Raw genomic sequence first — 25493 nt, 5'->3', positions numbered from 1 at the left:
CGCCCCTTTGGGGCGCGTTGTCCCCACGGGGCTGGAAAGCTGAGGCGCCCCAAAGGCGAGTAAACGGGGGCGACCCCGTAGGCTCGTCCCTTGTGAGTACGGGCGTGGGTCGGGCACTTCGGCGGCAGGGTGATGTCGTGTGTGCCGTGCGTGGGCTGACCAAGACCTACGCCGCGGTCAAAGGGCGGCGCGGTGCCCCCGCCGTGCCCGAGGTGCGGGCCACCGACGGGGTGGAGCTCGACGTCCGGCGCGGGGAGATCTTCGGGCTGCTCGGGCCGAACGGGGCCGGCAAGTCGACGCTGGTACGGCAGCTCACCGGGCTGCTGCGGCCCGACGCGGGCAGCGTCGAGATCCTCGGGCACGACATCGTGCGGCACCCGGAGCGGGCCGCGCGGATCCTCGCCTACCTCGGGCAGGAGTCCAGCGCCCTCGACGAGCTGACCGTGTCCCTCGCGGCCGAGACCACCGGGCGCCTGCGCGGACTGGACGTGCGTGCGGCGCGGCGCGAGCGCGACGCCGTCCTTGAGGAGCTGGGCCTGACGCCGATCGCCGGACGCGCGCTCAAGAAGCTCTCCGGGGGACAGCGGCGGCTCGCGTGCTTCGCCGCCGCGCTGGTCGGGGAGCGGCCGCTGCTGGTGCTCGACGAGCCGACGACCGGGATGGACCCCGTGGCCCGGCGGGCCGTGTGGGCCGCCGTGGACCGGCGGCGGGCCGAGCAGGGTGCCACCGTGGTGCTGGTCACCCACAACGTCATCGAGGCCGAGACGGTCCTCGACCGGGTCGCCGTCCTCGACCAGGGCCGGGTCATCGCCTGCGACACTCCCGCCGGGCTCAAGGAGCGGGTCGCCGGCGAGGTGCGGGTCGAGCTGGTGTGGCGGGAACGGGCGCCGCTGGAGGTGCCCGAGGTGGCCGTCCTGCGGGAGCGTGCCGTCGAGTCCGGCCGGCGCTGGACGCTGCGGCTCGCGCCCGAGGAGGCGCGTGCCGTCGTCGCCACGGTGACCGGCGGGGCCGCCTTCGCCGCCCTCGACGACTTCACCCTCGCCACGCCGAGCCTGGAGGACGTCTACCTGGCGCTGGGCGGCGCCGCACGGCAGGGGCTGGTGAAGACGTGAGGGCGGACGCGAGGGTGAACAGGACGGCGGCCGGGCGCGTACGGAAAGACGCGGCAGCGGTACGGGCCGCAGGTGCCGCACGGAAAGGGAGCAGCGCGACGTGAGTGTCGTACCCGCTGAGGTTCTGCCGGGCGGTGCCCTGGCCGTGGACGACGCGGCGCCGGGCGGCCAGGCGGCCGAGCTGGGCCCGCGGGCGCGGCTGTGGCCGTCGCTGGTGGCCGTCTACCGTGCGCAGCTGTCCCGGGCCCGGGTGGCGCGGATCCCGCTGCTGTTCGTCGCGACCTTCCAGTCCGTCGGCATCATGATCATGATGCGCGGGGTGGTGGACTCGCGGGGCGAGGCCCAGTCCGTGGTGGCGGGCTCGTCGGTGGTCGTCGTCGCCTACGTGGCGCTGAACCTGCTGGCGCAGTACTTCGGGCAGCTGCGGGCGAGCGGCGGGCTCGACCACTACGCCACGCTGCCCGTGCCGCCCGCCTCGGTGGTGCTCGGGGCGGCCGCGGCGTACGCCTCCTTCACCGTGCCGGGGACGCTGGTCACGGCCGTCTTCGGGTGCGTGCTGTTCGGGCTGCCGCTCGGGAACCTGTGGATCCTCGTCGCGGTGATCCCGCTCGCGGGGGCGGCCCTGGCGGGGCTGGGGGCGGCCTGCGGGCTGCTCGCGCCCCGGCCCGAACTGGCCACCCTGCTCGGGCAGCTGGGCATGTCGGCGGCGCTGCTGCTCGGCGTGCTGCCGCCGGACCGGATGCCGGGGATCATCCGGTTCGCGCGTGACCTGCTGCCGTCGACGTACGGCGTCGAGGCCTACGCCCGGACCTTCGGGGCGCGGCCCGACTGGGCCGTCGTCCTCGCTGACCTGGGTGTCTGCGCCGGGGTGGGCGTCGTTTCGCTGGCCGTCGCCACCTGGGCGTACCGCAGGGCCGCCGTCCGGTGACGCGCCCCACAGGCCGAACTGGCACGATGGCATCGTGACCGCACCGTTGACGCCGCCTCCGCCGCCGCACGACCAGTCCCCGCACCAGGCCTGGCAGGCTCCGCCGCCTGCCGGGGCGGCCGCGGGGGAGTACGGACAGGACGGTCCCGGTATGAAGACCGAACTGCGGGAGGGCGCCGTGATCGCCGTCGCGGTGGCGGTGAGCGGGGTGCTGCTCGGGTTGCTGTGGCTGTGGCTGGCGCCGCATGTGCCGCTGGTCGGGGACCAGTCCGGCAAGAGCTGGGCGGTCTACCTCAAGGACAGCGAGGGGGAGCAGGCGGCCGGGGTGGACGGGACGTTCACGCTGCTGGCGCTGGCGTTCGGGGTCCTGAGCGCGGTGGTGGTGTTTCTGTGGCGGCGGCGTGGGGGTGTGCCGCTGGTGGTGGCGCTGGGGGTCGGGGGGCTGCTGGCGTCGGTGCTGGCCTGGCGGCTCGGGATGTGGCTGGGGCCGGAGTCGGACGTGATCGCTCACGCGAAGGCCGTGGGCAAGGGGGTGACGTTCTCTGCGCCGCTGAAGCTCGGGGCGAAGGGGGCGTTGCTGGCGTGGTCGCTGTCGGCGTTGGTGGTGCACCTGGGGCTGACGGCGCTGTTCGGTCCCCGGGACCCGGAGCCGCCGTACGAGGACGGCCCCTACGCCGCTCCACCGGCGTAGCCGGTTTCCGCCCCCGCCGCCCCTACCCGTCCCATCCTCCAGGGGGTGGCCCCCCTTCGACCGCCCGCCCCGGGGGCTGCCGCCCCCGCACCCCCGCATCGGCCTGAACGGCCTCGTCCTCAAACGCCGGACGGGCCGGGGATGGGGGTGCAGCGCGTTCGGTGAGTGGGAAGCGGGGGGCGACGGCAGAAGAGCAGGGGCGCGGGGAACTGCGCGGCCAGCCCGCGACGGCCTGCAGCCGGTCTGTCAGCTGTGGGGGTTGCACGGGACGGTCGGACGGGGGCGCGGGGAACTCCCGCGTACGGCTCCGCGGGCCGCGCCCCCACCTGCCTATGCCGGACGGCGACCGTGGTTCGAGCGGCCCTTCTTCAGGCGCCACTTCCTTTTCCGTGTCTTCTTCGACATGTCTTCCGTACTTAACCCAGCGCGGAGACTTCGTCGAGGGGTCACGCACGTCCGATCGGGGCGAGGGTCGCGTCGGTGAGCGTCGCCAGGGCGGTCGGGGCGAGTTCCACCTCCAGGCCGCGGCGGCCCGCCGAGACGCAGATCGTGGGGTGGGCCGAGGCCGAGGCGTCCAGGACCGTGGGGAGCTTCTTGCGCTGGCCGAGCGGGGAGATGCCGCCGCGGACGTAGCCCGTCGTGCGCTCGGCGAGGGCCGGGTCCGCCATCGCCGCGCGTTTGCCGCCGACCGCCGTGGCCAGGGCCTTGAGGTCCAGGCTGCCGGCCACCGGGACGACCGCGACCGTGAGCGTGCCGTCGACGTCCGCGACCAGGGTCTTGAAGACACGGTCGGGGGACACGCCCATCGCCTCCGCCGCCTCCTCGCCGTAGGACGGGTGGGCGGGGTCGTGGTCGTAGGAGTGGACCGTGAAGTCCACGCCGGCGGTGGTCAGGGCCACCGTCGCCGGGGTGCCACCGCCGCCGGACTGCTGCTGTTTCTTTGATTTCTTCGGCATTCAGGAAGACCCCGGGTCAGTTCAGGCTCGTCGGTGTCCGCGTCAGCTCCGCCGCGGGCAGTGACGGCAGGTTACGGATGATCGCCGTCTCGGAGCGAAGGAGTTTCAGCTCGTCGCGCAGGCGGGACGCGGTGTCGGGGGCCTGGAGCAGACGCTGCTTGGTGGGGGTGTCGTGCATCATCGCGGCGGCGACCAGGTAGGAGACGACGGACGGTTCGTCGGGGAGGTCGGCACCCGTGGAGAGGGAGCGTTCGCGGGCGCCCGCCAGGCGCTTCTGGTACTGGCGGAAGGCCCGCAGCACGCCCTCGGCCAGCGCGCCGGCCTCGTCGCCCTGCTCCTCCGGCAGCTGCTCCAGCTCCGCCGTCAGGAACGGGCCCGACGCGTCGACGGAGAGCAGCCGCACCCGGTTCGTACCCGTGGCCAGCACCTCGAACGTGCCGTTCGCCCGCTCCCGGATCGTCGCCGCGTCCGCCACGCAGCCCACCCGGTGGAAGGACTTGAGGGGGTCGGGCCCGAAGCCGGCCGCCGGGCCCCGGTCGGGCTGCGCCGTCGGGTCCGGCATGCCCGGCGCGCTCGGTGCCACCTCGTGGCCGTCGCGGATCGCCACGACGGCGAACCGGCGCGGTTCTTCCTCGGGCGTCTTCAGCAGGTCGCGCATCATGGCGCGATAGCGCTCCTCGAAGACGTTCAGCGGCAGCACCAGCCCCGGGAACAGCACCGAGTTCAGCGGGAAGAGGGGGAGACGGACGGTGGTCACGGCGCCACAGCCTAGTGGTCATCGGCGGGAACGTGTCCGCCGTGCTCGGCCCGTGGGCGTCCCGCGGCCCGCGGCGAGGGGATCAGTACGGCCTCGGGGAGCGGTTCCGTACCGGCCAGCAGGTGGGCGCGCAGGCGTACGAAATGGCCCAGCGGGTCCTCGGAGAGCCGGTCCCAGGGGAAGGACGTGACGTACGGGCCGATCAGGTGCAGCTGGGTGCGGGCGGCCTCCCAGCGTTCCAGGCGGACCAGCAGGTACATCAGATTGTTGCGGATCTCGGCCGGCCAGGTGTCGGCCGCCGGGAACCGCGCGGAGAGCGCGACCGCCCGGTCGGCCGCCGCGTCCAGGCGGGCCCGCGGCACCTCGGGGCCGCAGCCGTCGGTGAGGTAGGCGAAGGCCGCGCGGGCCGGGAGGGCCTGGACGAGGGAGTCGGCCGGAGCGTCCTGCGCCGCCAGGTCGGCGAAGTCGAAGCACTCGTGGTGCGAGCCGTGCCAGTAGGTGCCCAGGTAGCGCAGCGCCGCCACATGGCAGCCGTAGTGGTGCGGGGCGCGGCGGACCGCCGCCTCCCACAGCTCCTCGAAGTACTTGTGGCCGGCGTTCGTCCCGCGGGCGTGGTCGAGCGCGATCCGCCACGGCACCGGGTCCCGGTCGTCGCCGCGCGCCGCCGCGGTGATCAGCGGGCTGAGCGGGCGCAGGAGCTCCGCGCGGGCGGGGGAGTCCCAGGCGTGCACCACCGCGAGCTGGGCCTGGACCACCAGCAGGTCCGGGTCGTGCGGGGCGGCCGCGGCCCACTGGCCGAGCCACTCGGCGCGGGAGCGGGCGAAGAGCGCGAGGCGGAGCACGTACCGGTCGCGTTCCTCCCACTCGGCCGAGTCCCGGGTGCCGGCCAGCAGCTTCGCCGCTGCCTCGTACTCGCCGCGGCCGGCCGCGACCAGCGCGGGGGCGAGCCGCTCGTCGGGCGCGTCGAGGAACACCTCGTCGTCGGCCGGGAGCGGTCCGGCGGCGAGAGGCGGAGCGTTCGTGGCCCTCCGTGCGGGACGGAAGAGCGCGCGCAGTGAAGCCATGGCGTTGACCATTGAAAGTCCGCAGGTCGGGGCAGCGCCAGACGGTATGGCCAACTCCACGAAAGTTGTATGGCCGATGGTCAAGGAGAGGTAAAAGGTGACTGTTGCTCACCTGTTCGGCACCTGTCAGCGACCGATACTCCCTTCGGCTGCCCCGGCGCTGCCGGCCGTCACCCCCGCCTGAGCAGCCTCGTCGCCCCCGCCGCCACGGTCGTGGCCAGGATCCAGCCCAGCAGGATCATCACCGCCGCCGCCCACTGCCAGCCGCCGGTGAGCCGCCACTGGCCGACCTGGCCCAGGTCGATCACCGGCAGCAGCAGGTCCAGGACGAACAGCGCCGGATCCCAGGCCGGGTGGCCGCCCGAGTTCATCGGCGGATGCGGGGCGTGCGCGAACGCGAGCGTGCCCGCCGCCCACAGCACCGCCATCCACACCGCCGCCCGGCCCGGCCGGTAGCCGTAGGCCACCGTCAGGTCCTGCGCGAACCCCCAGAGCTTGGCGGCCGGCGGCAGCGTCTCGCGGCGCCGCCGCTGCTTGGCGAGCAGCACCTCGCGCGCGTCCTCGTCCTCGCCGGCCGCCCGCAGCACGGTCGCCAGCCGCTCGTAGGGCTCCGGGTTGTACTCGGCGGTCGCCGCCGCCACCCAGTCCAGGCGCCGGGTCAGCGGGAACGGGCCCTGCGGCACCAGGTTCTCGTAGCCGAAGCCGCCCATGTGCAGCCGTCCGGGGCCCGGCCAGCTGGTCGCCCGGTCCACCAGGTTGACGACCCGGGCGCCGGACAGCACCACCCGCCCGCGCTGCGGCTCCTCCCCGAGGAACCGCAGCTCCGGCGCCTGCACCCGGCGCAGCGACAGCTCCTGGTCGTCCGTGAGGGCCAGCCGGGCCCGCTCCAGGTCCACCGCGTCCCCGAACCGACCGTCGTCCAGCCGGATCCCGCCCTGGCTCTCGAAGCGCTGGATCCGGGTCCCGCGCGCCGGGGTCGTCCCGCTCTGCCAGGGGCCGCCCACCCCGGCCGGGGTCAGGTACAGCGTCCGGCCGACGGTCAGCTGGGGCGCGTTCAGCGCGAACCGCCCGTCGGGGTTGCGCAGCCGCGCCCCGCGCAGGCTCAGCGAGACACCCACCTTGGCGCTGCGCAGGCTCAGCTCCCCGTGCGTCTCCAGGAGCTCCGCCTGCAGGTCCTGGCCGACGGTCATGCCGTCCGCCGCGATCGACCGCCCGCTGCGGTCCCGGTACACCACCGCCTGGTTCAGCAGCAGATCGGTGCCGATGTGCGCGTCGGTGAGCCGGACCCCGCCGAGGAAACGGCAGCGCGGCAGGTGCAGGTCACCCTCCGTGTGCAGGCGGGCCGCCTCCAGCCGGGGCGCCGCGCAGTCCACGAACCGCGCGGTCGTGAAGTGCGCCTCCGGCAGCAGGATCTCGTCGTCGAACCGGCAGCCGCGCAGCTCCAGGTACGGCGTGACCGTGCCGCCCGCCAGGTCCAGCGGGCCCGTGATCCGGACGCCGACCAGCTTCAGCGAGGCCACCCGGCCGGCCAGCGCCGGCGGGCCGTCCAGCAGCAGCCAGCACACGATCCGGGCCCGCACGGTCCGCTCGGGTCCCCACGGGTGGCCGCCGTGCGGATCGTCCACGTGCAGGTCGCCGCTGCTCAGGTCGTACACGCTGCCGTTGCGGAACGCCTGCCACATACCGGCCTCGGCCGCGGTCAGATCGTCCGGCAGATCCCCGTCCCGGACGCCGTCCCCCTGGGTCACGGCTTTTCCTTCTTCCTCAACTACTCGCGGGTCATGTTTCGGTACAACCGGTGATGCCCGGTGCGTGAGATCCCGAACACAGGTGGTGAGGGTGATCTTCCGGGTTCCGGCCAGGCTATGTACCGGCCGTTGCCCCGCGTCCGGTATCAGCCACGGACCGGCGGCCGGTGCAGCCGCCGGCTCACGTTCTGTATCAGCCATTGATACGCGCGGACGGGCTGCGAGTGCCGTCTGAGAGAATTGAGCCTGTGATCTCCCGAATCGATCTGCGCGGTGACGCCCTGCCTGAGGGCCTCGCCCTGCGCGACCTGCTGCCCCGAGCCGACTTCGACGTCTCGGCCGCCCTGGAGAAGGTGCGTCCGATCTGCGAGGCCGTGCATCATCGGGGCGACGCGGCGCTGATCGACTTCGCCGAGAAGTTCGACGGGGTCACCCTGGAGCAGGTCCGGGTCCCGGCCGAGGCCCTGGCCAAGGCGCTGGACGAGCTCGACCCGGCCGTGCGCGCGGCCCTGGAGGAGTCCATCCGGCGCGCCCGCCTCGTCCACCGCGAGCAGCGCCGTACGAGCCGCACCACCCAGGTCGTGCCGGGCGGGTCCGTGACCGAGAAGTGGGTGCCCGTGGCGCGTGTCGGGCTCTACGCGCCCGGCGGCCGGTCGGTCTACCCGTCCTCCGTGATCATGAACGCGGTGCCCGCCCAGGAGGCCGGCGTCGAGTCGATCGCCCTCGCCTCGCCGCCGCAGGCGGAGTTCGGCGGGCTGCCGCACCCGACGATCCTCGCCGCCTGCGCCCTGCTCGGCGTCGACGAGGTGTACGCGGCCGGCGGCGCCACCGCCGTCGCGATGTTCGCGTACGGCACCGAGTCCTGCCCGCCCGCCAACATGGTCACCGGCCCCGGCAACATCTGGGTGGCCGCCGCCAAGCGCTACTTCACCGGCCGGATCGGCATCGACACCGAGGCCGGCCCGACCGAGATCGCCGTGCTCGCGGACGCCACCGCCGACCCGGTGCACGTCGCCGCCGACCTGATCAGCCAGGCCGAGCACGACCCGCTGGCCGCCGCCGTCCTGGTCACCGACTCGGTGGAACTGGCGGACGCGGTGGCGAAGGAGCTGGAGCCGCAGGTCGCGGCCACCAAGCACGTCGACGACCGGATCGTCCCTGCCCTGAAGGGCCGGCAGTCCGCGATCGTCCTGGTCGACGGCGTCGAGGAGGGCCTCAGGGTCGTCGACGCGTACGGCGCCGAGCACCTGGAGATCCAGACCGCCGACGCGGCGGCCGTGGCCGACCGGGTCAGGAACGCGGGCGCGATCTTCATCGGGCCCTGGGCGCCGGTCTCCCTCGGGGACTACGCGGCCGGGTCCAACCACGTGCTGCCCACCGGCGGCTGCGCCTGCCACTCCTCGGGGCTCTCCGTCCAGTCCTTCCTGCGCGGCATCCACATCGTCGACTACACCGAGGACGCGCTGGCCGAGGTCGCGCACCACGTGGTCACGCTGGCGGAGGCGGAGGACCTGCCCGCGCACGGCGCGGCGGTGAAGGCACGGTTCGGGTGGAAGGTACCGGCGAGCAAGTGAACCTCGGAATCGACGATCTCCCCGTCCGGGACGAGCTGCGCGGCAAGTCCCCCTACGGCGCGCCCCAGTTGGACGTCCCGGTACGGCTGAACACCAACGAGAACCCCTACCCGCTGCCCGAACCGCTGGTCGAGCGGATCACGGAGCGGGTGCGCGAGGCCGCCCGCGACCTGAACCGCTACCCCGACCGGGACGCGGTCCAGCTCCGCACCGAACTCGCCAAGTACCTGACGAGGACCGGCGACCACCCGCTCACCGTCGAGAACGTGTGGGCGGCCAACGGCTCCAACGAGGTCATCCAGCAGCTGCTGCAGACCTTCGGCGGCCCCGGCCGCACGGCGATCGGCTTCGAGCCGTCGTACTCGATGCACTCGCTCATCTCGCGCGGCACCGGCACCCGCTGGATCTCCGGCCCCCGCAACGAGGACTTCACCCTCGACGTCGAGGCGGCCTCGCAGGCCATCGCCGAGCACAGGCCGGACGTCGTCTTCATCACCACCCCCAACAACCCCACCGGCAACGCGGTGCCGGCCGAGACGGTCCTCGCGCTCTACGAGGCCGCCCAGGCCGCCAAGCCCTCGATGGTCGTCGTGGACGAGGCCTACATCGAGTTCAGCCACGGCGCCTCGCTGCTGCCGCTGCTCGAAGGTCGGCCGAATCTCGTCGTCTCCCGGACCATGTCGAAGGCCTTCGGCGCGGCCGGCCTGCGCCTCGGCTACCTCGCCGCGCACCCCGCGGTGGTGGACGCCGTCCAGCTGGTCCGGCTGCCGTACCACCTCTCGTCGATCACCCAGGCGACCGCGCTGGCCGCCCTGGAGCACACCGACACGCTGCTGAAGTACGTCGAGCAGCTCAAGGCCGAGCGGGACCGGCTGGTCGCCGAGCTGCGGGCGGCGGGCCTGGAGGTCACCGAGTCGGACGCCAACTTCGTGCAGTTCGGGCGGTTCGAGGACCCGCACGCGGTCTGGCAGAAGATCCTCGACCGGGGAGTCCTCGTCCGGGACAACGGCGTGCCCGGCTTCCTGCGGGTGTCCGCCGGAACCCCCGAAGAGAACGACGCGTTCCTCGACGCGGTACGTGAAGTCAAGAAGGAGCTGGACGCATGACCCGCGTAGGGCGCGTGGAGCGCACCACCAAGGAGACCTCGGTCCTCGTCGAGATCGACCTCGACGGCACCGGCAAGACCGACATCAAGACCGGCGTCGGCTTCTACGACCACATGCTCGACCAGCTCGGCCGGCACGGTCTGTTCGACCTCACCGTGAAGACCGACGGCGACCTGCACATCGACTCGCACCACACCATCGAGGACACCGCCCTCGCCCTCGGCGCCGCCTTCAAGCAGGCCCTCGGCGACAAGATCGGCATCTACCGGTTCGGCAACTGCACGGTCCCGCTGGACGAGTCGCTCGCCCAGGTCACGGTCGACCTCTCCGGCCGCCCGTACCTGGTGCACACCGAGCCGGAGAAGATGGCGCCGATGATCGGCGAGTACGACACCACCATGACCCGGCACATCCTGGAGTCCTTCGTCGCCCAGGCGCAGATCGCCCTGCACGTACACGTACCGTACGGACGTAACGCGCACCACATCGTGGAGTGCCAGTTCAAGGCGCTGGCGAGGGCGCTGCGCTACGCCTCCGAGCGCGACCCGCGCGCGGCCGGCATCCTCCCCTCGACGAAGGGCGCGCTGTAAGCGATGAACAGCCTCTCGACCATACTGATCGTCGTCGGCCTCTTCCTGGTCGGCGGAATCATCTCCTTCGTCAAGCAGAAGATGCCCACCAGCCTGATCGTGCTGCTCTCGATCGGCGCCGCGATGTGCCTGGTGGCGGGCGTCATGAGGCTGGAGGTGTGGAATTGACCGCACCGTCGAAATCGTCGAAATCGGTCGTCGTCTTCGACTACGGCTTCGGCAACGTCCGGTCCGCCGAGCGGGCCCTCGCCCGCACCGGGGCCGACGTCGAGATCACCCGTGACTTCGACAGGGCCATGAACGCGGACGGCCTGCTGGTGCCCGGCGTGGGCGCCTTCGCCGCCTGCATGGAGGGCCTGCGCGGGGCGCGCGGCGACTGGATCATCGACCGCCGGCTGTCCGGCGGGCGGCCGGTGATGGGCATCTGCGTCGGCATGCAGATCCTGTTCGCGCGCGGCATCGAGCACGGCGTGGAGACCGACGGCCTCGACGAGTGGCCCGGCTCCGTCGAGCCGCTCCAGGCCGAGATCGTCCCGCACATGGGCTGGAACACCGTGGACGCACCGGCCGGCTCCCAGCTGTTCGCCGGCCTGGACGCCGACGCGCGCTTCTACTTCGTGCACTCCTACGCGGTCCACGACTGGACCCTGGAGACGGCGAACCCGGCGATGCGTGCCCCGCTCGTCACCTGGTCGACGCACGGCAAGCCGTTCGTGGCCGCCGTGGAGAACGGCGCCCTGTGGGCCACCCAGTTCCACCCCGAGAAGTCCGGCGACGCCGGCGCCCAGCTCCTCACCAACTGGATCGGAACACTGTGAGCACGCTCGAACTCCTCCCCGCCGTCGACGTCCGCGACGGCCAGGCCGTCCGCCTCGTGCACGGCGAGTCCGGGACCGAGACCTCCTACGGCTCCCCGCTGGAGGCGGCGCTCGCCTGGCAGGCGTCGGGCGCCGAGTGGCTGCACCTGGTCGACCTGGACGCGGCGTTCGGCACCGGCGACAACCGCGCGCTGGTCGCCGAGGTCACCAGGGCGATGGACATCAAGGTCGAGCTGTCCGGAGGCATCCGCGACGACGCCACCCTCGCCGCGGCCCTCGCCACCGGCTGCACGCGCGTGAACCTCGGCACGGCCGCCCTGGAGACCCCGGAGTGGGTCGCCAAGGTCATCGCCGAGCACGGCGACCAGATCGCGGTCGGCCTGGACGTGCGCGGCACGACCCTCAGGGGCCGCGGCTGGACCCGCGACGGCGGCGACCTCTACGAGACGCTCGCCCGCCTCGACAAGGAGGGCTGCGCCCGCTACGTCGTCACCGACATCGCCAAGGACGGCACCCTCCAGGGCCCGAACCTGGAGCTGCTGCGCAACGTGTGCGCCGCGACCGACCGGCCGGTCGTGGCCTCCGGCGGCGTGTCGTCGCTGGACGACCTCCGGGCCCTCGCCGACCTGGTACCCCTCGGAGTCGAGGGCGCCATCGTCGGAAAGGCCCTCTACGCCAAGGCGTTCACCTTGGAAGAAGCACTGGAGGCAGTGTCACCATGACGTCGGATGCCGTACGGCGCGTGCAGAGCGGGAGTCCCTGGGAAGAGTCCTTCGGTTTCGCCCGCGCCGTGGCGGCGGGCGACCGTGTGGTGGTGGGCGGTACGACGTCCTTCAAGGGCACCGTGCTGTACGGGGAGGGCGACCCGTACGAGCAGGCCAGGGTGGCCTTCGCCACCGCCCTGGAGGCGATCGCCGAGTTCGGGCTCGGACCGGAGTCGGTGATCCGCACCCGGCTTTTCCTCGCGCACGCGCGCGACATGGACGCGGTGGGACGCGCCCACAAGGAGGTCTTCGACCGGGTGCGCCCGGTGACCACGTTCGTCGTGGTGACCGGCTTCGTCGACCCGCGCATCCTGGTGGAAGCAGAGCTAGAGGCATACAGAGGAGCCGTGGATTCATGACCCTGGCGGTCCGAGTCATCCCCTGCCTGGACGTGGACAACGGCCGGGTCGTCAAGGGCGTCAACTTCCAGAACCTGCGCGACGCGGGCGACCCGGTCGAGATGGCCAAGGTGTACGACGCGGAGGGCGCCGACGAGCTGACCTTCCTGGACATCACCGCGTCCTCCGGCAACCGGGAGACCACCTACGACGTCGTGCGCCGTACGGCCGAGCAGGTGTTCATCCCCCTGACCGTCGGCGGCGGCGTCCGCACCGCCGAGGACGTCGACAAGCTGCTGCGCGCCGGCGCCGACAAGGTGGGCGTCAACACGGCGGCCATCGCCCGCCCGGAGCTGATCCGCGAGATCGCGGAACGCTTCGGCCGCCAGGTCCTGGTCCTCTCGGTCGACGCCCGCCGCACGGAGTCGGGATCCTTCGAGGTCACCACCCACGGCGGCCGCCGCGGCACCGGCATCGACGCCGTCGAGTGGGCGCACCGGGCCGCCGAGCTGGGCGCCGGCGAGATCCTGCTCAACTCGATGGACGCGGACGGGACGAAGGACGGCTACGACCTGGAGATGATCGCGGCGGTGCGCAAGCACGTGACCGTGCCGGTCATCGCCTCCGGCGGTGCCGGCGCCCTCGCCCACTTCCCCCCGGCCGTCGGTGCGGGCGCCGACGCGGTGCTCGCCGCCTCCGTCTTCCACTTCGGCGACCTCAGGATCGGCCAGGTGAAGCAGACCCTGCGCGAGGCGGGCCACCCGGTGCGCTGACGCCGCGCCGAACCCGGCCCCGGTGCCCCTGACGGGGGCCGGGGCTTTTTCATGCCCTCACGCACCTTCGTCAGCAGATACGAAAGAGAAGTTGCGCAAAATCAATTGCGCAATTTTCCTTTCGCATCTACCGTCGGTGGCATGACGGAGAAGGAGCGGGACCGCCGAATCACCGATGTGGGCACCCTCAAGGCGCTGGCCCACCCGCTGCGCATGAAGCTCTACCGGGGCCTGTGCGTGGCCGACAAGGCGACGGCCTCGCAGCTCGCCGAACAGGTCGACGAGGCCGTCTCGCTGGTCAGCTACCACCTGCGCAAGCTCGCCGAGCACGGGCTGATCGAGGAGGCCGAGCCGCAGCGCGCGGACGGCCGGGAGCGCTGGTGGCAGCCCGCGTCGGACGGCATCAGCATCCGGGACCGGGACTTCCGCGACGCACCCGAGAAGGCCGCCGCCCACCTCGCCGCCACCCGGCTCTTCCACGAGCAGCGCGCCGACATGTACCGCCGCTACCTCGACGAGCGCGCCACTTGGAGCGCCGAGTGGAACGCCGCCGCGCCCGACAGCGAGTCCCTGCTCCGCCTGACCGCGGCCGAACTCGGCGAACTCCGCGAGGAGCTGCTCGCGCTGGCCAGGAAGTACGACGCGAAAGGCCGGTCCGCCGAGGCGAACGGCGACACCGAGGGGCGCGAGCACGTGGCGCTGTACACGTACGGCTTCCCGTTCCGCATCTGAGAAGGGTTCACCTCCGTGACCGCCACCCTCACCGCCCACGCCGCCGCGACCACCGCGCCGCGCCCCGCCCACCGCGACCCCGACGTCCTGCGCTGGCTCGGCGCCTACACCTCCTCCATGGTCGGCGACAGCGTCTACTACATCGCCCTCTCCTGGGCCGCCGTCCAGGGCGGCTCGCCCGCACAGGCCGGCGCCGTGATGTCCGTGAGCGCCCTGCCCAGGGCCGTGCTGATGCTGTTCGGCGGGGTGATCGCCGACCGGCTGGGCCCGCGCCGGGTCGTCATCGGCAGCGACGCCGTGCGCTGCGCGGCCGTCCTCGCCGCGGCCGCACTGCTCTTCCTGACCAGCCCCGGCCTGTGGCCGCTCGCCGCGCTCGCCCTGGTCTTCGGCATCGTCGACGCCGTGTTCATGCCCGCCGTGGGCGCCCTCCCCGCGCGCGTGACCAGCCGCGACCAGCTGGCCCGCGTGCAGGGCATGCGCGGCATCGCCCTGCGCGTCGCGAGCATCCTCGGCGCCCCGCTCGGCGGCCTCGGGGTGGCCGTCGGCGGCGCCGCGGCCGCCTTCGGCCTCGCCGGACTGCTCATCGCCGTGTCGGTCCCCCTGCTGATGTCCCTGCGGGTGCGGGACCTCCCCGCCGACGACCGTGCCGCCGCCCCCACCCCCTGGCAGGACCTGCGGGCCGGCCTCGCGCACATCCGCCGCCACCGCGTCCTGGCCCCGCTGATGCTGGCCATCGCCCTCGGCGACCTGGGTTTCGTCACGCCCCTCAACGTCGGGCTGACCCTGCTCGCCGACCGGCGCGGCTGGGGCGCTGCCGGGGTGGGCTGGGTGCTCGCGGGGTTCGGTGTCGGCGCCGGGGCCGCCTCCCTGCTGCTGACCGTGCGGGGGCGGCTGCCGCGCGCCGGCCTGGTCGCCGGCGTCTCCATCCTCGCCGGATCCGTCGCGATCGGCGCCCTCGCCTTCGTGCCGAGCCTCGTCGGCGCGGTCGGCGTCGCCCTGCTGATCGGCCTGCTCGCCGGACTCAGCGGCGCGATGTGCGGGGCCCTGCTGCAGACCCAGGCCGATCCCGCCTTCCTCGGCCGCGTCACCTCGGTCTCCAGCCTGATCAGCCTCGGTCTCACCCCGCTGAGCATGCCGTTCGCAGCCGCCGCGACCGGCGCCTTCGGACTCGGCCCGGTCTACGTCGTCAGCGCCGCCGTCTGCGGACTCGGCGGCGTCGTCGCGCTGGCCGTACCCGGGCTGCGCCGGGCCGAACTGCCCCGCTGAGGCCGGTCAGTCCTTCGGCTGGGTCAGCTGGATCAGGTTGCCGACCGTGTCGTCCAGGACGGCGGCGATGGCGGCGCCCTGGTCCTGCGGCTCGTGCGGGAAGCGGACGCCCAGGGTGCGCAGGCGGTCGTACTCCGAACGGAGGTCGTCCACGGAGAACACGATGGCCGGCAGCCCCGCCGCGTAGACGGCCCTGCGGTACGGGTCGGCGAGGGGGCCCCGGCCGGGTTCCAGCAGGAGCTGGAGGTCCGGCTGGGCGCCCTGCGGGGCGCCCACCGTGACGAACAGGGTGCCGTCGCCCAGGTCCAGGCGGGTACGGGTCTCGAAGCCGAGGACGTCCGTGTAGAAGGCGTGCGCCCGCGGCACGTCGTCCACGTACACGCTCGTCATCGCGACCCTGATCACCAGGGGCTCCTCAGATGCCCAGCTTCTTGGACTCCTGCAGCTTGGCGATCGCGTTCTCGTCGCCGGTCACCTCGACCTTCGCCGTGCTCTGCCGTCCGAACGCGAACATCAGCAGCTCGGAGGGCTCGCCGGTCACCGTCACCACCGGGGTGCCGCGATGGGCGACCGCCGTCTGGCCGTCCGGGCGGCGCAGCACCAGGCCCGTCGGCACGCCCCGGCCCAGCAGCCGGGCGGTGCGCTCCAGGCGGGCCCACAGGGCGTCCTGGAAGACCGGGTCCAGCTCCCGCGACGACCAGTCCGGCTGGGCCCGTCTCACGTCCTCGGTGTGCACGTAGAACTCGACGGTGTTGGCCGCCTCGTCCACCTGCTTGAGCTGGAACGGCGAGAACCGCGGCGGACCCGTGCGGATCAGCTGGATCAGCTCCTCGTACGGCTTCGCCGCGAACTCCGCCGTCACCTTCTCCAGGCGCGGCGCCAGCTGCTTGATCATCGTGCCCCCGGCCGCGTCCGGCCGGCGTTCGCGCACCACCACGTGCGCGGCCAGATCACGGGTCACCCAGCCCTCGCAGAGGGTCGGTGCCTCGGGACCGGCGGTCTCCAAGAGGTCGGCGAGCAGGAGCCGTTCACGCTTGGCGAAGGTCGACATACCGCCAGCCTAAGGCCACACCCACCGTCCGGACAGTGGACACGGACCGTGACTGTCGGTGCCGCACGGCACAATGGCACCCATGACCAGTACGACCGGTACGACGGGTACGCCCCCGTCCAGTGGCCTCGCCCCGGAGATCGCCGCCCGCCTCAAGCGCAGCGCCGACGGACTCCTCCCCGCCATCGCCCAGCAGTACGACACCGGCGAGGTGCTGATGCTCGGCTGGATGGACGACGAGGCGCTGCACCGGACCCTCACCACCGGCCGCTGCACCTACTGGTCGCGCAGCCGCCAGGAGTACTGGGTCAAGGGCGACACCTCCGGCCACTTCCAGTGGGTGAAGTCGGTCGCCCTCGACTGCGACGCCGACACCGTGCTGGTCAAGGTCGACCAGGTGGGCGCCGCCTGCCACACCGGCGACCGCACCTGCTTCGACGCCGACGTGCTCCGCAAGGACGCCGAACACGGCCACGAGGGCGCCGAGCACGGTCACCAGGGCGCCGATTCCGGCGTACCCGCCTCGGATCAGTAAGGTCTGCCGCCATGGACCTCGAGACCTTCCGCAAGCTCGCGACCGACCGGCGTGTCATCCCGGTCACCCGCAAGCTCCTCGCCGACGGCGACACCCCGGTCGCGCTCTACCGCAAGCTCGCCGCCGAGCGCCCCGGCACCTTCCTGCTGGAGTCCGCCGAGAACGGCCGCTCCTGGTCCCGGTACTCCTTCGTGGGCGTCCGCAGCGCCGCGACCCTGACCGCCCGCGACGGCCAGGCCCACTGGCTCGGCACCCCGCCCGTCGGCGTGCCCGTCGACGGCGACCCGCTGGCCGCCCTGCGCGCCACCATCGAGGCCCTGCACACCCCGCACGACCAGGAGCTGCCCCCCTTCACCGGCGGCATGGTCGGCTACCTCGGCTACGACATCGTGCGCCGCCTGGAGAAGATCGGCCCGGGGGAGCGCGACGACCTCCGGCTTCCGGAGCTGACCATGCTCCTCACCAGCGACCTCGCCGTCATGGACCACTGGGAGGGCTCGGTCCTGCTGATCGCCAACGCGATCAACCACAACGACCTCGACACGGGCGTCGACGAGGCCCACGCGGACGCCGTGGCCCGCCTGGACGCCATGGAGGCCGACCTCTCCCGCCCGGTCGCCCAGCCGCCCGCCGTGCTGCCGCCCTCCGAACTCCCCGAGTACACCGCCCTGTGGGGCGGCCCCGACTTCCAGGTCGCCGTCGAGGACATCAAGGAGCGCATCCGCGCGGGCGAGGCCTTCCAGGTCGTCCCCTCCCAGCGCTTCGAGACCCCGTGCACGGCGAGCGCCCTGGACGTCTACCGCGTCCTGAGGGCCACCAACCCGTCGCCGTACATGTACCTCTTCCGCTTCGACGGCTTCGACGTCGTGGGATCCAGCCCGGAAGCCCTCGTCAAGGTCGAGGACGGGCAGGCCATGGTGCACCCCATCGCCGGCACCCGGCCGCGCGGCGCCACCCCGCAGGAGGACCAGGCCCTCGCCGAGGAGCTGATGGCCGACCCCAAGGAGCGCGCCGAGCACCTGATGCTCGTCGACCTCGGGCGCAACGACCTGGGGCGGGTCTGCGAGCCCGGCTCCGTCGAGGTCGTCGACTTCATGTCCGTCGAGCGGTACTCGCACGTCATGCACATCGTCTCCACGGTCACCGGAAAGGTCGCAGCGGGCCGCACCGCCTTCGACGTCCTCACCGCCTGCTTCCCGGCCGGCACCCTCTCCGGCGCCCCCAAGCCCCGGGCCATGCAGATCATCGACGAACTGGAGCCGTCCAGAAGGGGGCTGTACGGCGGCTGCGTCGGCTACCTCGACTTCGCCGGCGACTCCGACACCGCCATCGCCATCCGCACCGCCCTGCTCCGCGACGGCACGGCGTACGTCCAGGCCGGCGCCGGCATCGTCGCCGACTCCGACCCGGTCGCCGAGGACCAGGAGTGCCGCAACAAGGCGGCGGCGGTCCTGCGGGCGGTGCACACGGCCAACAGACTGGGCAAGTAGGCGCACGGACCGGGCAAGTGGGGCGCTTCTCACCCGACCCCGGGTGACCGTTCGTGCGGGGTTCAGGCGATAGTGGAGTACGTGACTGCTGTTCCTCACCCCTCTTCCGAAGCCGCAGCCGGTGAACCCGCCCGGTCCGGCCGCCGTAGCCTCGCCGTCGCGCTGCTCTTCGGCGCGCTCGGCGCGGCCGTGGCCCTGCTGTCCACCCGGCAGCGCTGGGCGGAGGGCACCGCGACGGTGGCCGGCGGCGACTTCCCGCTGACCGCCAGGGGCAGCGACGTCACGGGCGTCCCCGCGGCCCTCGCCATAGTGGGCCTCGCCGCGCTCGTCGCCGTCTTCGCCGTCCGCAAGGCCGGCCGCTTCCTGGTCTCCGGCCTCCTCGCGCTCTCCGGCGCCGGCATCGTCGCCGCGGCCCTGCTGGGCGCGTCCGACGGCTCGGCGCTCGACGAGAAGGCCGCCGCGGCCAGCGGCGACACGTCCGCCACGGTCGCCACGCTCAGCCACACCGGCTGGCCGTACGTCGCCGCGGCCGGCGGCGTGCTCATCCTGGTCGCCGGGCTGCTGGCGCTGCGCTACGGGCGGCAGTGGCCCGCCATGTCCGGGCGCTACGAGCGCGGCACGGGCGCGGAGCGGCCGCGGCGGGCGCCGAAGCCGGTCGATCCCGACCGGCCGGAGGACATCTGGAAGGCGCTCGACCGGGGCGAGGATCCGACGGGCGCGTGACGCTTCGCCGGGGGCGCCGCAGGGGCGCGGGCCGAGTCGGTCGGCTGCGGCGCCGTGGGGGCTGGTCGCGCAGTTCCTCCCCCAGCCTTCGGCCGGGGGTACCCCCAGCGCCCCTGTCGGGGCGCCGGCAAGCGGGGCGCTGGAAATCGATGTGGTGAATCAGTCGATGTGGCGAATCAGACGCCACCCCAGCTCCTGGCGCACCTGTGGGTACGGGACAATGGAGGGCGAGCGTCCGGAAGGACACGTACGAGCTCGGGCCCGTACGACACGTACCAGCAACGAGGAGCAAGTCATGGCGGGCAGCAGCCACGGTCACACCCCGGCCGCCTGGACCGGCGTCACCATCGCCTTCATCGGTTTCTGCGTTTCGGGCGCCTTCATGGTGATGGCGCAGCCGCTGGGTTTCTGGGCCGGCATGGTGATCGTGCTCCTCGGTGGCGTGGTCGGCATGGTCATGCGCTCCATGGGCCTCGGCCAGCCGAAGGAGAGCGGCGCCCTCGTGTACAGCACCACCGCCCCGGCCGCCCCGGCCGCCACCCGCGAGCCGGTCGGCGCCGAGAGCTGACCCGCAGCGTCTCCCGAGGGGTGCTCCGAGAGATCGGGGCGCCCCTCGCGCGCGTACGCCGGCCGTACCGGGCACAATGCGAGGCGTGAACGCCGACAGCCACAGCGCAGCCGCCCCACCGGTGATGCCCTCCCTCCGGGGCCGGCTGGCCGTGCCCGTCGCCGTGCTGGGCGCCGTCGCCGGAGCCTTCGCCTACGTCGGCACCGTCGACCCCAACCAGCCCGGCCACTACCCGGTCTGCCCGCTCTACCGGTTCACCGGCCTGTACTGCCCCGGCTGCGGCGGCCTGCGCAGCGCGCACGCGTTCGTCCACGGCGACTTCCTGGCCGCGCTGCGGGACAACGCGGCGGGCGTGCTCGCCTATCTGGCCTTCGCCGCGGTGTGGACCGTCTGGGTGGTGCGCGCGGCGCGCGGCCGGCCCGCCCGGATCGAGCTCGGGCCGGTGCAGGCGTGGAGCCTGGGCGTGTTGCTGCTGGTCTTCACCGTTGTCCGGAACCTGCCCTTCGGTGGCTGGCTGCATCCTTGATCAACCGGTGGATGTCCAGGTACTGGGACCGGCGTCAACCGGATGTGAGGCCTACCCCGTCCTCCGGATACCATCGCAGTGACCATGAGTTTTCGGCCCATGGGTTTTTGACCGCCTGGAAGAACCGTCCGGAAGGGGGCCGCTCGCGTGAGTGTGCTCGACGAGATCATCGACGGAGTCCGTGCCGACCTCGCGGAACGGCAGGCGCGCGTCAGCCTCGACGAGCTCAAGGAGCGCGCGGCGAAGGCGCGGGCCGCCAAGGACGGCGTGGCCGCGCTGCGCGGTGAGGGCGTCAAGGTCATCTGCGAGGTGAAGCGCTCCAGCCCGTCCAAGGGCGCGCTGGCCGCGATCGCCGACCCGGCGGGGCTCGCCGCGGACTACGAGGCGGGCGGCGCGGCCGTCATCTCGGTCCTGACCGAGCAGCGCCGCTTCGGCGGCTCGCTGGCCGACCTGGAGGCGGTCCGGGCCCGGGTGGACATCCCGGTGCTGCGCAAGGACTTCATCGTCACGTCGTACCAGCTGTGGGAGGCCCGCGCGTACGGTGCCGACCTCGCGCTGCTGATCGTCGCCGCCCTCGACCAGCCGGCCCTGGAGTCGCTGATCGAGCGCGCCGAGTCGATCGGCCTCACCCCGCTCGTCGAGGTCCACGACGAGGACGAGGTCGAGCGTGCGGTGGACGCCGGCGCCAAGGTGATCGGGGTCAACGCGCGCAACCTGAAGACCCTGGAGGTCGACCGCTCCACCTTCGAGCGGGTCGCCCCGGAGATCCCCGACCACATCGTCAAGATCGCCGAGTCCGGCGTCCGCGGCCCGCACGACCTGATCGCGTACGCCAACGCGGGCGCCGACGCGGTCCTGGTCGGCGAGTCCCTGGTCACGGGCCGCGACCCCAAGGCGGCGGTGGCCGACCTGGTGGCGGCGGGCGAACACCCCGCACTCCGCCACGGCAGGCCCTGATCACCCGGTAGGCTGATCCCGATGACTCCCACGGTGACGACAGCAGTGGACCGGTACGCCCGCCTCGCGCGCGGCTGCCGTCCCCGCGGTTGCCGTGCCCCGGCGCGCCGCATCCACGGCCGCCGGGTGCGTTATGTCATCGGTGACGAACCCGGGCAGGTGAACGGCCGTCGATGGCAACGCGCCCCTCAGGGGCGCGGGGCCGTATCCGATCATGCGACTCCGTCGCGTGAGCGCGACCAGCCACACACGGCCTGAGGTCGTACGACGGACTCCGCCCCCACGGCGAACAGTGTCTTTTCACACGCACTCACCGTGAGGTTCTGGCATGCCCAGCGATTTCTTCTTCCCTGACCCCACCGGTCAGGTTCCCTCCCCCGAGGGCTACTTCGGCGCCTTCGGCGGCAAGTTCATCCCGGAGGCCCTCGTCGCCGCCGTGGACGAGGTCGCCGTCGAGTACGACAAGGCCAAGCACGACCCCGAGTTCGCCCGCGAGCTCGACGACCTCCTGGTCAACTACACCGGCCGCCCCAGCTCCCTCACCGAGGTCCCCCGCTTCGCGGAACACGCCGGCGGCGCCCGGATCTTCCTCAAGCGCGAGGACCTCAACCACACCGGCTCGCACAAGATCAACAACGTGCTCGGCCAGGCCCTGCTGACCAGGCGCATGGGCAAGACCCGCGTGATCGCGGAGACCGGCGCCGGCCAGCACGGCGTGGCGACGGCCACCGCCTGCGCGCTGTTCGGCCTCGACTGCACCATCTACATGGGCGAGATCGACACCCAGCGCCAGGCCCTCAACGTGGCCCGGATGCGCATGCTCGGCGCCGAGGTCATCGCCGTGAAGTCCGGCAGCCGCACCCTCAAGGACGCCATCAACGAGGCGTTCCGCGACTGGGTGGCCAACGTCGACCACACCCACTACCTGTTCGGCACGGTCGCGGGACCGCATCCCTTCCCGGCGATGGTCCGCGACTTCCACCGCGTCATCGGCGTCGAGGCCCGCCGCCAGCTCCTGGAGCGGGCCGGCCGGCTCCCCGACGCCGCGATCGCCTGCGTCGGCGGCGGCTCCAACGCCATCGGGCTCTTCCACGCCTTCATCCCCGACGAGGGCGTCCGCCTCATCGGCTGCGAGCCCGCGGGCCACGGCATCGAGACCGGCGAGCACGCGGCCACCCTCACCGCCGGCGAGCCCGGCATCCTGCACGGCTCCCGCTCCTACGTCCTCCAGGACGACGAGGGCCAGATCACCGAGCCGTACTCGATCTCGGCCGGTCTGGACTACCCCGGCATCGGCCCCGAGCACTCCTACCTCAAGGACTCCGGCCGCGGCGAGTACCGCGCGGTCACGGACGACGCGGCCATGCAGGCCCTGCGCCTGCTCTCCCGTACCGAGGGCATCATCCCGGCCATCGAGAGCGCCCACGCCCTCGCCGGCGCCCTGGAGGTCGGCAGGGAACTCGGCAAGGACGGGCTGATCGTCGTCAACCTGTCCGGCCGCGGCGACAAGGACATGGACACCGCCGCGCGCTACTTCGGGCTGTACGACACCGACGCCGAGGTCGCGGCCGACGCCGCCGACACCGCCGAGATCGAGGGGGACGCCAAGTGAGCGGGAACATCCAACTGCTGAACGACACCCTCGCCGGTGCCAGGGCCGAAGGCCGCGCCGCGCTCATCGCCTACCTCCCGGCCGGGTTCCCGACCGTGGACGGCGGCATCGAGGCGATCAAGGCCGTGCTCGACGGCGGCGCGGACGTCGTCGAGGTCGGGCTGCCGCACAGCGACCCGGTCCTGGACGGCCCGGTCATCCAGACCGCGGACGACATCGCCCTGCGCGGCGGCGTCAGGATCGCGGACGTCATGCGCACGGTCAAGGAGACCCACGAGGCCACCGGCAAGCCGATCCTCGTCATGACGTACTGGAACCCCATCGACCGCTACGGCGTCGAGCGCTTCACCGCCGAGCTGGCCGAGGCGGGCGGCGCGGGCTGCATCCTGCCCGACCTGCCGGTCCAGGAGTCGGCGCTGTGGCGCGAGCACGCCGAGAAGCACGGCCTCGCGACGGTCTTCGTCGTGGCGCCGAGCAGCAAGGACGAGCGGCTCGCGACGATCACGGCAGCGGGCAGCGGGTTCGTCTACGCGGCCTCGCTGATGGGTGTCACCGGCACGCGTGAATCGGTCGGGGCGCAGGCCCAGGGCCTGGTCGAGCGCACCCGGGCCACCGGCACCGGGCTGCCCGTCTGCGTCGGCCTCGGCGTCTCCGACGCGGCCCAGGCCGCCGAGGTCGCCGGCTTCGCCGACGGCGTGATCGTCGGTTCGGCCTTCGTGAAGCGGATGCTGGACGCGCCGGACCGGGCGGCCGGCGTGGCGGCCGTCCGCGAACTCGCCGGGGAGCTGGCGAAGGGCGTGCGCCGGCAGGCGTAATCCGTCACCGCAGGACACAGCGGAACATTCGGTCACTCGAACGGGTGGACCTGGGACCGGGGAGGCGCGCTGCGCCTCCCCGGTTCGTTCTGGGGGTGTGAGCGAGAAGAATCGTGACGGAAAGCGGATGGCCCGTGAGCGGCTGGCGGCCGAGCGCGAGAAGCAGCGGGCCGCGGACAAGCGACGGCGCGCGCTGATCGTGGGCGCGAGCGTCGTCTGCGTCCTGGGTCTGGCGGCGGTGGTCGGCGTGGTCGCCGCGAACGCGGGCAAGGACAAGGGCAGCGCGAGTTCCGGGCCGGTCGTGGCGCCCTCCGGTGCGCAGGGCAAGGACAGCCTCGCGATCCCGGTCGGCAAGGACGGCGCCAAGGCGACGCTCACCGTCTGGGAGGACTTCCGCTGCCCGGCCTGCCAGGCCTTCGAGACCGCGTACCGCCCGACGCTCCACGAGCTGGTCGACGGCGGGCAGCTCAGGATCGAGTACCACCTGGTCACGCTGATCGACGGCAACCTCGGCGGCACCGGCTCCCGGAACGCGGCCAACGCGGCGGCCTGCGCCCAGGACGCCGGCAGGTTCCGCGACTTCCACGACGTGCTGTACGAGAACCAGCCGAAGGAAACCGACGACGCGTTCGCGAGCAACGACAAGCTGATCGAGCTGGCCGGCAAGGTGCAGGGGCTGGACACGCCGGCGTTCCAGAAGTGTGTCAAGAACGGCACGCACAATTCCTGGGTCGTCAAGTCCAACCAGGCCTTCCAGGCCGCCAAGTTCGACGGCACGCCGACCGTCCTGCTCGACGGCAAGAACATCTACCAGGACCAGACCATGACCCCGGCCAAGCTGAAGCAGCTGGTCGAGGACGCGAACAAGCAGTAAGGGGAGCGGGCGATTCTCACGCCCCCGTTATGGAGCCGTAGCCGGGCTGGTTGCCGTCGGCCCGGTCCGGCACGGTAGCGTCGACCCTGCCATGGAAGAACTTGCCTACATTCCCAGCCCGTCGCGCGGAGTGATCCACCTCGGACCCATCCCGCTGCGCGGCTACGCGTTCTGCATCATCATCGGTGTCTTCGTAGCCGTCTGGCTCGGCAACAAGCGCTGGATCGCCCGGGGCGGGCGGGCCGGCACCGTGGCCGACATCGCGGTCTGGGCCGTACCGTTCGGCCTGGTCGGCGGGCGCCTCTACCACGTGATCACGGACTACGAGCTGTACTTCAGCGCGGGCCGTGACTGGGTCGACGCCTTCAAGGTCTGGCAGGGCGGCCTCGGCATCTGGGGCGCGATCGCGCTCGGTGCGGTGGGCGCCTGGATCGGCTGCCGGCGCCGGGGCATCCCGCTGCCGGCCTACGCCGACGCCATCGCCCCCGGCATCGCCTTCGCCCAGGCGATCGGCCGCTGGGGCAACTGGTTCAACCAGGAGCTCTACGGCCGCGAGACCCACCTGCCGTGGGCCCTGCACATCACCTCCTCCGAGGGCGGCCGCGTTCCCGGCTACTACCACCCGACCTTCCTCTACGAGTCGCTGTGGTGCATCGGCGTCGGCTTCCTGGTCATCTGGGCCGACCGCCGCTTCAAGCTCGGGCACGGGCGGGCCTTCGCCCTGTACGTCGCGGCGTACTGCGTGGGCCGCGGCTGGATCGAGTACATGCGCGTCGACGACGCCCACCACATCCTCGGTCTGCGGCTCAACGACTGGACCGCGATGATCGTGTTCCTGCTCGCGGTGCTGTACATCGTGGTCTCCTCGAAGAAGCGGCCGGGCCGGGAGACGGTGGTCGAGCCGGGCGTCCCCGACGGTGAGGGTGTCTCCGACGGTGAGGCCGACGGTACCGGTGAGGCCGTCGAGGCGAACGAGGCGGAGGCCTCCGGCGACGAGGCCGAAGCCGGGGACGACGCCGACGACGGGGTCAAGGCCGAAGCCGGGGACGAGGCCAAGGACGCGGTCAAGGACGAGGCCGGGTCGGGGACCAAGAAGAGCTGAGCTGTCTGCCGTACGACAAAGAG

30 protein-coding genes are annotated in these 25493 nt (G+C 72.7%); 24 read left to right on the top strand and 6 right to left on the bottom strand.

Annotated elements, in window-relative coordinates:
* Positions 1 to 137 precede the first annotated feature (137 nt).
* From ACFZB3_RS21585 to ACFZB3_RS21575, 3 genes are all read left to right on the top strand, one after another.
* A complete protein-coding gene (locus tag ACFZB3_RS21585) occupies positions 138 to 1112 on the top strand; it encodes an ATP-binding cassette domain-containing protein (RefSeq protein WP_391377292.1) in 975 nt (324 codons plus the stop codon).
* A 100-nt stretch (positions 1113 to 1212) separates the two neighbouring features.
* Positions 1213 to 2040 (top strand): ABC transporter permease, encoded by an 828-nt coding sequence (locus tag ACFZB3_RS21580; protein ID WP_391377290.1) that lies wholly within the window; start codon positions 1213 to 1215, stop codon positions 2038 to 2040.
* A gap of 34 nt (positions 2041 to 2074) precedes the next feature.
* The gene (locus tag ACFZB3_RS21575; protein ID WP_391377288.1) at positions 2075 to 2731 is read left to right on the top strand and encodes an AAA family ATPase; all 657 of its coding nucleotides are present in this window, start codon (positions 2075 to 2077) and stop codon (positions 2729 to 2731) included.
* A gap of 446 nt (positions 2732 to 3177) precedes the next feature.
* Here ACFZB3_RS21575 and ybaK read toward each other — a convergent pair whose 3' ends face one another.
* From ybaK to ACFZB3_RS21555, 4 genes are all read right to left on the bottom strand, one after another.
* A complete protein-coding gene (gene ybaK, locus ACFZB3_RS21570) occupies positions 3178 to 3687 on the bottom strand; it encodes a Cys-tRNA(Pro) deacylase (protein ID WP_391377286.1) in 510 nt (169 codons plus the stop codon).
* Between the two features lie 16 nt (positions 3688 to 3703).
* On the bottom strand, positions 3704 to 4444 hold the full coding sequence (locus ACFZB3_RS21565) for an LON peptidase substrate-binding domain-containing protein (protein WP_391377284.1): 741 nt from the start codon (positions 4442 to 4444) through the stop codon (positions 3704 to 3706).
* Positions 4445 to 4455: 11 nt separating this feature from the next.
* A complete protein-coding gene (locus tag ACFZB3_RS21560; protein ID WP_391377282.1) occupies positions 4456 to 5508 on the bottom strand; it encodes a hypothetical protein in 1053 nt (350 codons plus the stop codon).
* Between the two features lie 170 nt (positions 5509 to 5678).
* Entirely contained in the window at positions 5679 to 7256 is a 1578-nt protein-coding gene (locus ACFZB3_RS21555) for an oxidoreductase (protein WP_391377280.1), read from the bottom strand.
* 248 nt (positions 7257 to 7504) lie between these two features.
* Between ACFZB3_RS21555 and hisD the strand changes: the two genes are divergently transcribed.
* The 10 genes from hisD (at position 7505) to ACFZB3_RS21505 (ending at position 15217) form a co-directional block, all read left to right on the top strand.
* Positions 7505 to 8830, top strand: a complete 1326-nt coding sequence (gene hisD, locus ACFZB3_RS21550; protein ID WP_391377278.1) for a histidinol dehydrogenase — start codon at positions 7505 to 7507, stop codon at positions 8828 to 8830.
* A complete protein-coding gene (locus ACFZB3_RS21545) occupies positions 8827 to 9936 on the top strand; it encodes a histidinol-phosphate transaminase (protein WP_391377275.1) in 1110 nt (369 codons plus the stop codon). Before hisD ends, ACFZB3_RS21545 begins: the two co-directional genes overlap by 4 nt.
* Positions 9933 to 10526 (top strand): imidazoleglycerol-phosphate dehydratase HisB, encoded by a 594-nt coding sequence (gene hisB / locus ACFZB3_RS21540; protein ID WP_391377273.1) that lies wholly within the window; start codon positions 9933 to 9935, stop codon positions 10524 to 10526. Before ACFZB3_RS21545 ends, hisB begins: the two co-directional genes overlap by 4 nt.
* Before the next feature lie 3 nt (positions 10527 to 10529).
* Entirely contained in the window at positions 10530 to 10694 is a 165-nt protein-coding gene (locus tag ACFZB3_RS21535) for a hypothetical protein (RefSeq protein ID WP_391377271.1), read from the top strand.
* A complete protein-coding gene (hisH, locus tag ACFZB3_RS21530; protein WP_391377269.1) occupies positions 10691 to 11344 on the top strand; it encodes an imidazole glycerol phosphate synthase subunit HisH in 654 nt (217 codons plus the stop codon). Before ACFZB3_RS21535 ends, hisH begins: the two co-directional genes overlap by 4 nt.
* Positions 11341 to 12066 carry a bifunctional 1-(5-phosphoribosyl)-5-((5-phosphoribosylamino)methylideneamino)imidazole-4-carboxamide isomerase/phosphoribosylanthranilate isomerase PriA gene (priA, locus tag ACFZB3_RS21525; protein WP_391377267.1) on the top strand — a complete coding sequence of 242 codons (726 nt, stop codon included), beginning with the start codon at positions 11341 to 11343 and terminating at the stop codon, positions 12064 to 12066. The genes hisH and priA overlap by 4 nt, the downstream gene beginning before the upstream one ends.
* The gene (locus ACFZB3_RS21520; RefSeq protein ID WP_391377265.1) at positions 12063 to 12467 is read left to right on the top strand and encodes a Rid family hydrolase; all 405 of its coding nucleotides are present in this window, start codon (positions 12063 to 12065) and stop codon (positions 12465 to 12467) included. The genes priA and ACFZB3_RS21520 overlap by 4 nt, the downstream gene beginning before the upstream one ends.
* The gene (hisF, locus tag ACFZB3_RS21515) at positions 12464 to 13219 is read left to right on the top strand and encodes an imidazole glycerol phosphate synthase subunit HisF (protein ID WP_391377263.1); all 756 of its coding nucleotides are present in this window, start codon (positions 12464 to 12466) and stop codon (positions 13217 to 13219) included. The genes ACFZB3_RS21520 and hisF overlap by 4 nt, the downstream gene beginning before the upstream one ends.
* Positions 13220 to 13360: 141 nt before the next feature.
* Positions 13361 to 13951, top strand: a complete 591-nt coding sequence (locus ACFZB3_RS21510) for a helix-turn-helix domain-containing protein (protein ID WP_391377261.1) — start codon at positions 13361 to 13363, stop codon at positions 13949 to 13951.
* Positions 13952 to 13966: 15 nt separating this feature from the next.
* Complete coding sequence (locus tag ACFZB3_RS21505) at positions 13967 to 15217, top strand: MFS transporter (RefSeq protein WP_391377259.1); 1251 nt, start codon at positions 13967 to 13969, stop codon at positions 15215 to 15217.
* 6 nt (positions 15218 to 15223) lie between these two features.
* Here ACFZB3_RS21505 and ACFZB3_RS21500 read toward each other — a convergent pair whose 3' ends face one another.
* Positions 15224 to 15622 (bottom strand): VOC family protein, encoded by a 399-nt coding sequence (locus ACFZB3_RS21500; RefSeq protein ID WP_391377256.1) that lies wholly within the window; start codon positions 15620 to 15622, stop codon positions 15224 to 15226.
* Positions 15623 to 15632: 10 nt separating this feature from the next.
* Complete coding sequence (locus ACFZB3_RS21495; RefSeq protein ID WP_391377254.1) at positions 15633 to 16268, bottom strand: TIGR03085 family metal-binding protein; 636 nt, start codon at positions 16266 to 16268, stop codon at positions 15633 to 15635.
* Between the two features lie 73 nt (positions 16269 to 16341).
* On the opposite strand from ACFZB3_RS21495, the gene hisI reads away from it, so the two are divergent.
* From hisI to lgt, 11 genes are all read left to right on the top strand, one after another.
* Positions 16342 to 16803 (top strand): phosphoribosyl-AMP cyclohydrolase, encoded by a 462-nt coding sequence (hisI, locus tag ACFZB3_RS21490; RefSeq protein WP_391377840.1) that lies wholly within the window; start codon positions 16342 to 16344, stop codon positions 16801 to 16803.
* An 11-nt stretch (positions 16804 to 16814) separates the two neighbouring features.
* A complete protein-coding gene (locus ACFZB3_RS21485; protein ID WP_391377252.1) occupies positions 16815 to 18293 on the top strand; it encodes an anthranilate synthase component I in 1479 nt (492 codons plus the stop codon).
* A gap of 72 nt (positions 18294 to 18365) precedes the next feature.
* Positions 18366 to 19016 carry a TIGR02234 family membrane protein gene (locus tag ACFZB3_RS21480; RefSeq protein ID WP_391377250.1) on the top strand — a complete coding sequence of 217 codons (651 nt, stop codon included), beginning with the start codon at positions 18366 to 18368 and terminating at the stop codon, positions 19014 to 19016.
* A gap of 295 nt (positions 19017 to 19311) precedes the next feature.
* The gene (locus ACFZB3_RS21475; RefSeq protein WP_391377248.1) at positions 19312 to 19584 is read left to right on the top strand and encodes an HGxxPAAW family protein; all 273 of its coding nucleotides are present in this window, start codon (positions 19312 to 19314) and stop codon (positions 19582 to 19584) included.
* 76 nt (positions 19585 to 19660) lie between these two features.
* On the top strand, positions 19661 to 20110 hold the full coding sequence (locus tag ACFZB3_RS21470) for a DUF2752 domain-containing protein (protein ID WP_391377246.1): 450 nt from the start codon (positions 19661 to 19663) through the stop codon (positions 20108 to 20110).
* Between the two features lie 147 nt (positions 20111 to 20257).
* Entirely contained in the window at positions 20258 to 21067 is an 810-nt protein-coding gene (gene trpC / locus ACFZB3_RS21465) for an indole-3-glycerol phosphate synthase TrpC (protein ID WP_391377244.1), read from the top strand.
* Positions 21068 to 21088: 21 nt separating this feature from the next.
* Positions 21089 to 21325, top strand: coding sequence for a tryptophan biosynthesis modulator TrpM (trpM, locus tag ACFZB3_RS21460; RefSeq protein ID WP_391377242.1), 237 nt, complete (start codon positions 21089 to 21091; stop codon positions 21323 to 21325).
* A gap of 70 nt (positions 21326 to 21395) precedes the next feature.
* The gene (trpB, locus tag ACFZB3_RS21455; RefSeq protein WP_391377240.1) at positions 21396 to 22679 is read left to right on the top strand and encodes a tryptophan synthase subunit beta; all 1284 of its coding nucleotides are present in this window, start codon (positions 21396 to 21398) and stop codon (positions 22677 to 22679) included.
* Positions 22676 to 23494, top strand: coding sequence for a tryptophan synthase subunit alpha (gene trpA / locus ACFZB3_RS21450; protein ID WP_391377238.1), 819 nt, complete (start codon positions 22676 to 22678; stop codon positions 23492 to 23494). Before trpB ends, trpA begins: the two co-directional genes overlap by 4 nt.
* 97 nt (positions 23495 to 23591) lie before the next feature.
* Positions 23592 to 24368 (top strand): thioredoxin domain-containing protein, encoded by a 777-nt coding sequence (locus tag ACFZB3_RS21445; RefSeq protein ID WP_391377236.1) that lies wholly within the window; start codon positions 23592 to 23594, stop codon positions 24366 to 24368.
* A 91-nt stretch (positions 24369 to 24459) separates the two neighbouring features.
* Positions 24460 to 25470, top strand: a complete 1011-nt coding sequence (lgt, locus tag ACFZB3_RS21440) for a prolipoprotein diacylglyceryl transferase (RefSeq protein WP_391377234.1) — start codon at positions 24460 to 24462, stop codon at positions 25468 to 25470.
* The last annotated feature ends 23 nt before the right edge of the window (positions 25471 to 25493 follow it).

It is taken from the genome of Streptomyces sp. NPDC008092 (assembly GCF_042957285.1).
Taxonomy (GTDB): domain Bacteria; phylum Actinomycetota; class Actinomycetes; order Streptomycetales; family Streptomycetaceae; genus Streptomyces.
This window is presented reverse-complemented; position numbering and strand designations above follow the sequence as displayed.

Bases quoted from the DNA above. Each gene is read 5' to 3' on its own strand.
- ybaK (WP_391377286.1), bottom strand. From the start codon at position 3,687: ATGCCGAAGAAATCAAAGAAACAGCAGCAGTCCGGCGGCGGTGGCACC.
- ACFZB3_RS21560 (WP_391377282.1), bottom strand. From the start codon at position 5,508: ATGGCTTCACTGCGCGCGCTCTTCCGTCCCGCACGGAGGGCCACGAAC.
- hisB (WP_391377273.1), top strand. From the start codon at position 9,933: ATGACCCGCGTAGGGCGCGTGGAGCGCACCACCAAGGAGACCTCGGTC.
- ACFZB3_RS21535 (WP_391377271.1), top strand. From the start codon at position 10,530: ATGAACAGCCTCTCGACCATACTGATCGTCGTCGGCCTCTTCCTGGTC.
- ACFZB3_RS21520 (WP_391377265.1), top strand. From the start codon at position 12,063: ATGACGTCGGATGCCGTACGGCGCGTGCAGAGCGGGAGTCCCTGGGAA.
- hisF (WP_391377263.1), top strand. From the start codon at position 12,464: ATGACCCTGGCGGTCCGAGTCATCCCCTGCCTGGACGTGGACAACGGC.
- ACFZB3_RS21510 (WP_391377261.1), top strand. From the start codon at position 13,361: ATGACGGAGAAGGAGCGGGACCGCCGAATCACCGATGTGGGCACCCTC.
- ACFZB3_RS21495 (WP_391377254.1), bottom strand. From the start codon at position 16,268: ATGTCGACCTTCGCCAAGCGTGAACGGCTCCTGCTCGCCGACCTCTTG.
- hisI (WP_391377840.1), top strand. From the start codon at position 16,342: ATGGCACCCATGACCAGTACGACCGGTACGACGGGTACGCCCCCGTCC.
- ACFZB3_RS21485 (WP_391377252.1), top strand. From the start codon at position 16,815: ATGGACCTCGAGACCTTCCGCAAGCTCGCGACCGACCGGCGTGTCATC.
- ACFZB3_RS21475 (WP_391377248.1), top strand. From the start codon at position 19,312: ATGGCGGGCAGCAGCCACGGTCACACCCCGGCCGCCTGGACCGGCGTC.
- ACFZB3_RS21470 (WP_391377246.1), top strand. From the start codon at position 19,661: ATGCGAGGCGTGAACGCCGACAGCCACAGCGCAGCCGCCCCACCGGTG.
- trpM (WP_391377242.1), top strand. From the start codon at position 21,089: ATGACTCCCACGGTGACGACAGCAGTGGACCGGTACGCCCGCCTCGCG.
- trpB (WP_391377240.1), top strand. From the start codon at position 21,396: ATGCCCAGCGATTTCTTCTTCCCTGACCCCACCGGTCAGGTTCCCTCC.
- lgt (WP_391377234.1), top strand. From the start codon at position 24,460: ATGGAAGAACTTGCCTACATTCCCAGCCCGTCGCGCGGAGTGATCCAC.